Annotated in this window: 4 protein-coding genes; 3 read left to right on the top strand and 1 reads right to left on the bottom strand. The window is 73.8% G+C overall.

From position 1 onward, the window contains the following. The first annotated feature begins 167 nt into the window (after nt 1-167). The 3 genes from G6038_RS30295 to G6038_RS30305 are packed head-to-tail and all read left to right on the top strand — an operon-like array spanning nt 168 to nt 2848. On the top strand, nt 168-1154 hold the full coding sequence (locus tag G6038_RS30295; protein WP_165042561.1) for a DUF4328 domain-containing protein: 987 nt from the start codon (nt 168-170) through the stop codon (nt 1152-1154). Further along, on the top strand, nt 1151-1924 hold the full coding sequence (locus G6038_RS30300; RefSeq protein WP_165042563.1) for a glycerophosphodiester phosphodiesterase: 774 nt from the start codon (nt 1151-1153) through the stop codon (nt 1922-1924). Before G6038_RS30295 ends, G6038_RS30300 begins: the two co-directional genes overlap by 4 nt. Before the next feature lie 9 nt (nt 1925-1933). After that, nucleotides 1934-2848 (top strand): DUF5926 family protein, encoded by a 915-nt coding sequence (locus G6038_RS30305; RefSeq protein WP_165042565.1) that lies wholly within the window; start codon nt 1934-1936, stop codon nt 2846-2848. A 115-nt stretch (nt 2849-2963) separates the two neighbouring features. Here G6038_RS30305 and G6038_RS30310 read toward each other — a convergent pair. After that, nucleotides 2964-3949, bottom strand: a 986-nt coding sequence (locus G6038_RS30310) for an LCP family protein (RefSeq protein ID WP_240918886.1), incomplete at its 5' end; no start/stop codon positions are given.

The following is a 3949-nucleotide window of genomic DNA, read 5'->3' on the forward strand; positions in this document are numbered from 1 at the left end:
GCGGGATCCCGGGGGTCGCTGCATGCGCCGCAGTCGCGTGCCAGTATTGACGGTGTGAGCTTCTCCGACGTGCCGCCGATCGGTCCCGAGGTCGTGCCGCTCGACGCGCGCGAGGCCGGTGAACGGGATCTCGGGCACGACGGCGACGTCTCGGCGAAGATCTGTTGATGGCCGCCTACCAGATCTGCGTCCGCTGCGGACACCGCTGGCCCGTGTCCTGGCAGCCCCGGCAGTGGTGCCCGGGCTGCCGCGGGTTGCTGCTGTCCCCCGACGACACCGCGGCCCCCGTTCCACCGGGGCGCCGCAACTTCCGCTGGGTGGCACGGCCGCCGCAGGCCCGCTCCGGCCAGGACGGTCCCCGGCCTCGGCGGCGGCCGGCGGGCCCGACTCCGCGCTACCACGAGGTGCCGCGCTGGGGCCTTGCCGATCCTCGCCCGGCCGGCGAGCCGTCGGCCCCGTCGCGTGAGGAAACCCTCGCGGACCTCGCCCCGACCCTGCTCGCCGGAACCGCTGTCGTGTTCGGCCTCGCCGCCGTCGCCGAGGCCGTCCGCTACGGGCTGCTGCTGTACAACCGCACACGCCTCGTCGACCCCCTCGCTCTCGCGGCGTCCGACGCCCTGGTGTGGGCCACCCAGTTGTGCGGCCCTGCCGTCGCCCTCGCCGCCGGGGTCGCGGCCACGCTGCGGCTGATCCGCGTGCGGCGACAGCTGTTCGCCGCCCGCGGGGTCGCCGACCCGCGCGGCCGGATCTCGCTGCTGCTCGGCTGCCTCGTGCCCGGCGTGAACCTCGCGATGCCCGGCGTCTTCCTCACCGAGATCACCGGTCCCGGCGACCCGCGGCTGCGACGAGCCGTGCGCACGTGGTGGGTGTTGTGGGTGCTCGGCGGCGTGCTGTTCGTCGTCAACGTGCTGTGGCGGCAGAGGGACACCCTGCAGGCGCAGGCCGACGGGGTGCTGCTCGCCGCGGTGACCGCCGCCCTCGCCGCGGCCGTCGCCGTCGCGGCACTGCATGTGGTGCGGCTGTTCGACGACGAGGACCTGCGCGGCCGTCCCCGTCGCCTGCCCCGCCGCACCGTCGCGACCGGCCCCAAGTACGAACCCATCGCGCCGATCGAACCGGTCGGCGCGCGCACCGACGAGGCGGTGGCCTCGTGACCGCGGCCGGCGAACCGCGCGTCGTCGCGCACCGCGGGGCATCCGCCGCCAGGGCCGAGCACACCCTCGCCGCCTACGAACTCGCGCTGCAGGAGGGCGCCGACGGTCTCGAATGCGACGTGCGGCTCACCCGCGACGGGCATCTCGTGTGCATCCACGACCGCACCGTCGACCGGACCTCCACCGGCAGCGGCCTGGTCAGCGAGATGACCCTCGCCCAGCTCGAGGAGCTCGACTACGGCACCCCCGGCGAGCCGGCGCGACTGCTGACGCTGCGGCAGCTGATCGAGCTGACCCTCGACTGGACCAGCCGGCCCGTCAAGCTGTTCGTCGAGACCAAGCACCCCGTGCGCTACGGCGGGCTCGTGGAGGCCAAACTCCTCGCCGAACTGGCCCGCTTCCGGCTCGCCACCCCCGCCTCCGCGGACTTCTCCCGCGTCGTCGTGATGTCGTTCTCGGCGGCCGCGGTGTGGCGCGTGCGCCGGTCGGCGCCGCTGCTGCCGACGGTGCTCCTCGGCGACACCTCCCACTATCTCGGGGGCAGCGCCGCCACCACCGTCGGGGCCACCGCGATCGGCCCCTCGATCCTCACGCTGCGCCAGCACCCCGAGCTCGTCGACAAGGCGGCTGCCGCGGGCCGCGCCACCTACTGCTGGACCGTCGACGATCCCGCCGATGTCGAACTGTGCCGCGACCTCGGCGTCGGCTGGGTGGCCACCAATCATCCGGGGCGCACCAAGCTTCTGCTCGGCGCTTCGCGCGGCGTGTAGTTTTGCGCCGTGGCCAAGAAGAGTAAGAGAAACAGCGGACCCAAGCCCGGCAGCAACCGTGCCGCGAAGCTCGAGCAGCGCCGGCTCGCCCGGGAGGCCGAGGCTGCCACGGTCAGCCGGCCGTTCGAGGGTCTCGCCCTCGAGTGCGATCTGGTGGCCCTGCGCGAGTTCGTTCCGTCGGCGGTGTTCACGTTGCCGTTGACCACGCCCGGCCGGGCCGTCCGCGCGGCCACCGTGCTGCCCGGCGCCGTCGCCGCGCTCGCCCGCGAGGAGGGCGACGAGACCACCGCGTACGTCGGGCTGCAGCTCGCCGCCGCCGGCCCCGACCCGGCCGCCGAACTCGGCGCCGCGATCGCGTGGGCCCGGGAGGCGGAGGCCGGGTCGTCGCTCGCCGTCGCCGAACCCGGTCCGGACGAGCCGCGCCTGCACGATCTGATCGACGTCGATGTCGTCCCGGAGATCACCGTGCATCAGGACTTCGACTGGTGGATCCCCGAGGGCGTCGAGGTCTCACCCGACGTCGCGCACACCGTCAAGCACGCCAACGACGCGATCATGCCGTCCGCGCGGCTCCAGGGCGAAGGCCTCGTCGCTGCGTGGTGGGTGGATGCCGGCGAGAAGGCGCACCTGCGCTGGGTGCGTCCGGAGGACGAGGACGCCCTGATGTCCGCGCTGTCGCGGGTGCACGCCGCGGGCGGACTGCACCTGGGGGAGGGCTCGCGGTTCGCCGGGTCGTTCCGCACCCACGGCCTGCTCGTGCCGGTGTTCGACCTCGACCCCGAGCGGCACCCCAACGAGTGGGTCGGCCCCACCGCCGAGTTCGGTGCCCGGCTCGACGAGGCCTTGGCGGTCGACGCGCCGCTCACCGCCGCCGAGCGGCGCTCGCGCGACGGCCTGCGCAGCCGTCAGGTCACCCTGCGCTGACCCGTCCCGTCGCCGGCCCCGGGCCGAGTTCGGGCCGAGTTCGGGCCGAGCGAATGTATCGTTCCGTCGGACTACGGAGATGAGCGATACATTCGCTCGGCTCCGGCGAGCGGGCTCACGACGGCGGCGTCAGCAGTTCCGGTGGGATCTGCTGGTCCCGGGCCAGGGCGTCGAAGAACGGCACGGCCCGCGACCGGTCCCACAGCAGCACGTTGCCGAGGCCGGAGACGTCCTCGAAGCCGCCGACCGGGACGGTGGCGGTCACCGTCTCGCCGCGCATCGCCCACCCGAGCCGGGCCAGGTGCCACATGTGGTCGCTCTCGTCGACGCGCAATGAGCCGGCGACCCCGGAGGCCAGAGACCACATTCGCACCGGGTTCAGCAGCGTGCTCAGGCCGGTGGCCTTGCTGAGCAGGGCGGACATGAACAGCCGCTGATTGTTCATCCGGTCGAGGTCGGCCAGCGCCGTCGCGCGGGTACGCACGAAGCCGAGGGCCTGCGGACCGGTGAGTTCCTGGCAGCCGGCCGGCAGTGAGATCCCCGCCAGCGGATCGTCGATGGCCTGCGGCAGGCACACGTCCACACCCCCGAGGTCGTCGACGATCGAGGCGAAGCCGCCGAACCCGATCTCGGCGTAGTGGTCGATGTGCACGCCGGTGGCGCCCTCGACGGTCTGCACCAGCAGTGCCGGACCACCCAGCGCGAACGACGCGTTCAGCTTGTCCTGGCCGTGGCCGGGGATCGGGACGTACGAGTCGCGGGGGAGGGACACCATCGTGGTGGCCCCGCCCCCGCTGGGCACGTGGATCAGCATGACCGTGTCGGTGCGGTCCGGGCCGGTCTCCCCGCCCGTCGCGAGTTCCTGCTCCTGCTCGGTGCTGAGGCCGGTGCGGCTGTCGGACCCCACGAGCAGCCAGTTGGTGCCCGGGGTGTCGCCGACGCGGTCGTCGTAGTCGGCGAGCGCGTCGACGCGGGTGAGCTTGCCGTCGAGGTAGACGGCACCGGCGCCGACGAGTGCGATCAGCACCAGCACGACGATCCCGGCGCGGCGCAGCAGGCGACGGGCGCCGACGGGGCGACGGCGCGGGGGCGGTTCGGGCG

It is taken from the genome of Rhodococcus sp. 14C212, assembly GCF_011058195.1.
In the GTDB taxonomy this organism is placed as follows: domain Bacteria; phylum Actinomycetota; class Actinomycetes; order Mycobacteriales; family Mycobacteriaceae; genus Rhodococcus; species Rhodococcus aetherivorans.